Genomic DNA, 6,334 nt, shown 5'->3' on the forward strand with positions numbered 1-6,334 from the left:
GATGGAAACTTCTTGTGGATTACACAATTTCAGGGTTACGATGAGACATGGGAAGGTTGCTTAACTTGAGCATCTCAATTGGGAAAAAGGCTTAGGGCTTATCTCCTCTTTATTTCCGATGAAGTCTTCTACACAAGAATCTCTACAAGGTAATCTCATTAGAGTTGTTCGCCCATCAAGTTAAGCGGCGATCGCAATACTCTTAAACCTGTCAGCAAGCAAGTGATCGCATACATGCATAAAACAAAAGTCACCTTAGCTGACGTACTGTAACAGGTAAATGTAATCCCAATGTACGGAAACACGCACCCTTTATCCATGTAGAACCGATCCCGTTTAAAAGCCTTACGCCTTAAGATATTTATAGACTTTTAAACCACAGGAGGTAACTGGCGATGCAACCAACTAATCCCAATCAATTTACCGAAAAAGCATGGGCAGCGATCGCAAGAACACCCGATGTGGTGAAAGCGGCTCAGCAACAACAGATCGAGCCAGAGCATTTACTTAAAGCAATATTAGAAGAAGAAGGGCTAGCAGCTAGCATCTTTAGTAAGGCGGGGATCAATATTCAAAAATTGCGCGATCGCACCGATGAGTTTATCAATCGTCAGCCCAAAGTATCGAGTTCTAATAGTTCTGTGTACTTGGGCAAAAATTTAGAAGTACTATTTGATCGCGCCGAAAAGGAACGTAAAAGTTTTGGTGATGATTTTATCTCCATCGAGCATATCTTGCTCCCCTACTGCAAAGATGATCGCTTCGGGAAAGCTCTCTATCAGGAAATGGGCCTCGATGAAGCAAAGCTCCGAAATGTAATTCAGCAAGTCCGAGGCAAACAAAAAGTGTCTGATCAGTCTCCTGAGAATAAATATGAAGCGTTGACTAAATATGGTCGCGATCTTACCGAGTTAGCCCGTGAAGGCAAGCTTGATCCTGTGATTGGGCGCGATGATGAAATCCGTCGCACCATCCAGATTTTGTCGCGCCGCACCAAAAATAATCCTGTCTTAATCGGCGAACCAGGCGTGGGTAAAACTGCGATCGCTGAAGGTTTAGCGCAACGTATCCTCAGTGGGGATGTACCAGAATCACTGCAAGGTCGCAAGTTAATCGCTCTCGATATGGGCGGACTGATTGCAGGTGCAAAATATCGAGGTGAATTTGAAGAAAGACTAAAAGCAGTTTTGAAGGAAGTTACGGAATCAAGCGGTCAATTCATTCTCTTTATTGATGAAATTCATACCGTTGTTGGTGCAGGAGCCACACAGGGAGCAATGGATGCAGGTAACTTACTGAAGCCAATGTTGGCGCGTGGTGAGTTGCGTTGTATCGGTGCGACAACCCTAGACGAGTATCGTAAATATATTGAGAAAGATGCCGCCCTTGAGCGCCGCTTCCAGCAGGTTTATATTGATCAACCGAATGTCGAAGATACTATTTCCATTCTTAGGGGTTTGCGAACTCGATACGAGTCTCATCATGATGTAACAATATCTGATACAGCACTAGTAGCAGCCGCAACTCTTTCCAATCGCTACATCAGTGATCGTTTTTTACCTGACAAGGCGATTGATCTGGTCGATGAAGCCGCAGCTAAGTTAAAAGTAGAGAATACCTCTCAACCTGAAGCCCTTGATGAAATCAATCGCAAGGTAATCCAGATGGAAATGGAATGTCTTTCGCTAAAAAAGGAAACGGATCGCGAATCATCAGAACGTCTAGGAAAGCTGAATAAAGAGTTAAGTGATCTAAAGGAAGAGCAAACTACACTTAAAGCTCGATGGGAAGCAGAAAAGCAGTTGAATGATAATATTGGAAAAATTAAAAAAGACATTGATCAGGTGAACGTAGAAATTCAACAAGCAGAACGCAATGCAGACAATCTAGAAAAAGCGGCAGAACTCAAGTATGGCAAACTTCTTGATTTACAGCGTAAATTGGAAGTTGCTGAGGTAAATCTTAAGGAAGCGCAAACTTCAGGGCGATCGCTATTGCGTCAAGAAGTCACAGAAGAAGACATTGCGGAGATTATCTCAAAATGGTCAGGCATTCCGATCAGTAAGCTAGTGGAATCCGAAAAAGAGAAGCTCTTGCAATTGGAAGATGTGCTACACGATCGCGTAGTTGGTCAAGAAGAAGCCGTCACTGCGATCGCTGATGCCATTCAGCGCTCTAGAGCAGGACTCGCCGATCCCAATCGTCCAATTGCTAGCTTTATCTTTTTAGGTCCAACGGGTGTCGGCAAGACGGAATTAGCCAAAGCTCTTGCTGCCTATCTCTTCGATACTGAAGATTCGATGGTGCGAATCGACATGTCAGAATATATGGAGAAACACAGCGTTTCGCGGTTAGTGGGCGCACCTCCTGGATATGTTGGTTACGAAGAAGGCGGTCAATTAACCGAAGCAGTGCGTCGTCGTCCTTATGCAGTAATTCTCTTTGATGAGATTGAGAAAGCACATCCTGATGTGTTTAACATCATGCTGCAAATTCTAGATGATGGTCGCGTCACTGATTCTCAAGGTCGCACGGTTGATTTCAAGAATTCGATCATCATTATGACCAGTAACGTCGGTTCGCAGTTTATTCTCGATATTGCTGGCGATGATTCTAAATACGACGAAATGCGCGATCGGGTCATGGAATCGATGAGATCGAGCTTCCGTCCAGAATTCCTCAACCGTATTGATGAAATTGTGATCTTCCATGCTCTCCGCCGTGATGAACTCCGTCGTATTGTGAAGCTACAAGTTCAACGTTTAGAGCAACGTTTAGGCGATCGCCGCATGACTTTGAAAATTGCCGATGCGGCTCTAGATTTCATTGCCGAAGTTGGCTACGATCCTGTTTACGGAGCGCGTCCACTGAAGCGGATCATCCAGCGTCAACTGGAAACCCAAATCGCGAAGGGGATTTTGCGAGGCGATTATGCTGATGGCGACACCATCTTTGTAGATATCGAAAACGAACGCCTCGCCTTCAAACGCCTTTCTGCGGATCTAATCACTGTTTCCTAAAAGAGAAGGGACGCATCGCGTCCCTTCTCTTTATTTTTGCTTTAGAATGTTTTTAAGCAGAGTTGTAGTTAATATATGGTTCTCACAGTTTTACCACCAGAAATACAACCTTCCACTTCGGCAGTTACCGTAGCAGCGAAACAAGGTGAAAATCGAGTTGCGCTAAAAGGAATTAGTTGGCTGTCATACCAACAAATTCTCAAAGCTCTTCCTGACAGTCGCGCCGCACGGCTCACCTACGATCGCGGCATTCTTGAAATCACTATGCCTTTAGAAACTCACGAATACTCAAGGGAATTAATTGGTTTATTTATTCGCATTTTGGTTTTAGAAATGGGGCTGAAACTCAAGACAATGGGATCAACCACGATGGATCGTGAAGATTTACAACGTGGTGCTGAGCCAGACTGTGCTTACTACATTCAGAATCAACCAAAAGTTGCAGGAAAGACTGTTGATTTTAGTCAAGATCCTCCTCCCGATCTAGTAGTTGAGGTGGATATTACTCATACTGACATTGATAAAAATAGGCTTTATGCCAGTATGGGTGTGCCTGAATTTTGGCGATATAACGGACAGGAACTAAAGATTTATACATTGCAGGAAGCAACATATGTAGAATGCGATCGCAGTCCTACTTTCCCTTGGATGCAGAAAGAATATTTATATAACTTTCTAGAAGAAGCGCAACAGGACGAAATTGCTGCTGAAGTTAAGTTTCGCGCTTTTGTCAGAGAAAACCTATGAATTAATGTTGCTGGGCTTTCGCCCAGCAACATTAATTAAAACCGTCCCGATCGCACTGCATTAGCGAGGTCTGTCAAAACATCAACAGTTGTCTCAAAGTTAATGCAACCATCGGTAATACTCTTGCCATATTCCAGTTTTGACAATTCTTTCAAAGGCTGCTTACCGCGATTGAGATGGCTTTCGAGCATGATGCCAACAATATGCTCTGAGCCATTACGCACCTGCTCAGCGATATCTTGCAACACACTCGGCTGAAGATTGTAATCTTGTCCGCTATTGTCGTGGCTGCAATCAACCATCATGTATGGCTGTAGCTTGCGATCGCGAAGACGATTGGCGATCGCATCTACATGTACCTTGTCGTAATTTGGGCCCTGCTTGCCGCCGCGTAAAACGATATGCCCATCAGGATTACCTGTCGTAGTGACAATACTTGCCCTACCTTCATTATTAACCCCAAGAAAACGGTGCGGCTGACGAGCTGAGAGCATGGCGTTGATCGCCACATCAATACCGCCATCTGTGCCATTCTTGAAACCTACAGGCATTGATAAGCCAGATGACATTTCACGGTGTGTTTGGCTTTCGGTAGTCCGCGCCCCGATCGCTGTCCATGAAATCAGATCCGCAAGGTACTGAGGTACGATGGGATCGAGCAGTTCAGTGGCACTGGGCAAACCCAACTTTGCCACATCCAATAATAATTCCCGCGCCATGTGGATACCGAAATTAATATCAAATGTACCGTTGAGATGCGGATCATTAATCAGCCCCTTCCAGCCCACTGTGGTGCGTGGCTTCTCGAAATAAACTCGCATCACGATTTCGAGGGCATCACTAACCCCATCGCGGAATTTTGCAAGTTTCTCGGCATACTCACGGGCTGCCTTAACATCATGAATTGAGCAAGGTCCAACGACGACTAGTAAGCGGCGATCGCTACCATTTAAAATATTGCGAATTCTAGCCCTTGCCTCGGAAACAACTTTTGCGATCGCGGTAGTAATGGGCAACTCGGCTTTGACTTCTACGGGTGCTAGCAATGGACAAGTTTCAACCACATGCAGATCGCTAGTCTTAATTTGATCTAAATTGGCATCTACTACTGATACTCCTTGACCAGAAATATTTGCGATTTCAGTTGGGGACACGCCTATTAACTCCATATAAATATCTACTTATACTTTAGCCTCCCTGTGGGATTAACGTATCCCACAGATGGATTTTTGTTACAACTATCTGCAAAAAATATCTTTATTTTTAGTTTGCTTAGATAATTTTAAGTAGCTAAGCGTAATTAAAAAAACAGAACTAAAACCCGTGGCGCACGATGCGCGTGCGCCACAGGTTTTTGGGTTTTATGCTTAATTGCAACCAGCTACTTAGTAAATATACTTAAGGAGCATACAGCGATGAAATTACCGTTGTATATCGTTCTATTTTTATTTGGATTGGCGATCGCCCAAAGTATCTATTTCTATCCATTACTCCCAGAGGTCGTTGGTTCTCATTTTGATGTCGCAGGCAAGGTCAATGGAACTTCTTCTAAGATGGGCTACTTTATAGCCTATTTCGTAGCTCTTGTTGTTACTAGTTCCTTTACGGTCATACTGCCTCTAATTTTCAAGTATGTACCAACTTCTATGATTAATTTGCCCCATCGAGAATATTGGCTATCGGATGAACGACGCGAGGAGTCTTTTAAGTTTCTCAATGTGCATTTTTCTTGGTTTGGGGTTGCCACGATGCTACTGATGGTGATTATCTTCCATCTCACATTTTTAGCAAATTTAAGTCCGATTAAAGAACTCAGCGTTCCTGCGCCTTGGGCTTTGTTAGTGGCTTTTGTTTTATTCACAGTCTGGTGGACTGTAGTACTATTAAGGCGTTTCCCTAAGCCATCATAATTAACCAAGATTTGTCTGTTTCTTTCCTAAATCCGCGATCGCTTAAGTCTCAAAATCAATATAGGCGATCGCTTTTTAGTGATAATTAAGGCGATCGCTTGTTGCTTTTCATACTGGTAAAGGCTAATGTTCAGTCTTTAACTGCACTTTGTCTGTAAATTTTCCCCAATCAAAATTTTTATCAATCTATTATTAATTAGTACTCTATTTGTACTTCTTCAATAATGGCGCGTTACGCTAAAGCTAACACACCCTACTTGCTAAAGATAGGTAATGGAGGAGTATAATAAAAAACCATGGGAAATAGCATATATCTGCAAACTTTTAAGGCTAAGTTTGTTAACGAAAGCAAAATATTAATCCAATCAGGATTAATATTTGAGGATGAGGACATGGATTTATTCCCATGTAGTAAAGATGAAGTTCTTGAGCTTGAAAAAACACTCGGATTTTTTTTGCCTCCAGCGTATAAAGAGTTTCTCCTTTGGTGAGGACATCAATCTGCTTGGTTTCTTGTAGGTGAAGATTGTTTTTTACAGCAAATTCCGATCAAACACGCCACAAGTCTAGTAATCTAAAGCATCACTAAAGTTAAACAAAATATGTCAGCATATTCGCTTGATTTACGGCAGAAGATATTAAATGCATGGCAAAATA

General features: G+C 42.9%; 6 protein-coding genes. 4 read left to right on the plus strand and 2 right to left on the minus strand.

Translation table 11 applies throughout. The annotated features are described in order from the left end of the window. Positions 1–158: 158 nt before the first annotated feature. Positions 159–320, minus strand: coding sequence for a hypothetical protein (locus PseudUWO311_RS24270; RefSeq protein ID WP_190303643.1), 162 nt, complete (start codon positions 318–320; stop codon positions 159–161). 75 nt (positions 321–395) lie between these two features. Between PseudUWO311_RS24270 and clpB the strand changes: the two genes are divergently transcribed. Beyond that, positions 396–3,020 (plus strand): ATP-dependent chaperone ClpB, encoded by a 2,625-nt coding sequence (gene clpB, locus PseudUWO311_RS23775; protein WP_142657702.1) that lies wholly within the window; start codon positions 396–398, stop codon positions 3,018–3,020. Between the two features lie 75 nt (positions 3,021–3,095). Further along, the gene (locus PseudUWO311_RS23780; RefSeq protein ID WP_142657703.1) at positions 3,096–3,767 is read left to right on the plus strand and encodes a Uma2 family endonuclease; all 672 of its coding nucleotides are present in this window, start codon (positions 3,096–3,098) and stop codon (positions 3,765–3,767) included. A 35-nt stretch (positions 3,768–3,802) separates the two neighbouring features. On the opposite strand, the gene PseudUWO311_RS23785 is transcribed toward PseudUWO311_RS23780, so the two are convergent. Beyond that, positions 3,803–4,936, minus strand: coding sequence for a 3-deoxy-7-phosphoheptulonate synthase (locus PseudUWO311_RS23785; protein WP_223807717.1), 1,134 nt, complete (start codon positions 4,934–4,936; stop codon positions 3,803–3,805). A gap of 246 nt (positions 4,937–5,182) precedes the next feature. Here PseudUWO311_RS23785 and PseudUWO311_RS23790 point away from each other — a divergent pair, with 246 nt between their 5' ends. After that, positions 5,183–5,677, plus strand: coding sequence for a DUF1648 domain-containing protein (locus PseudUWO311_RS23790; protein ID WP_142657704.1), 495 nt, complete (start codon positions 5,183–5,185; stop codon positions 5,675–5,677). A gap of 392 nt (positions 5,678–6,069) precedes the next feature. Continuing rightward, on the plus strand, positions 6,070–6,168 hold the full coding sequence (locus PseudUWO311_RS24995) for an SMI1/KNR4 family protein (RefSeq protein ID WP_411730334.1): 99 nt from the start codon (positions 6,070–6,072) through the stop codon (positions 6,166–6,168). Positions 6,169–6,334: the final 166 nt, after the last annotated feature.

Origin of the sequence: Pseudanabaena sp. UWO311 (genome assembly GCF_006937785.1) — a bacterium.
Taxonomy (GTDB): Bacteria; Cyanobacteriota; Cyanobacteriia; order Pseudanabaenales; family Pseudanabaenaceae; genus Pseudanabaena.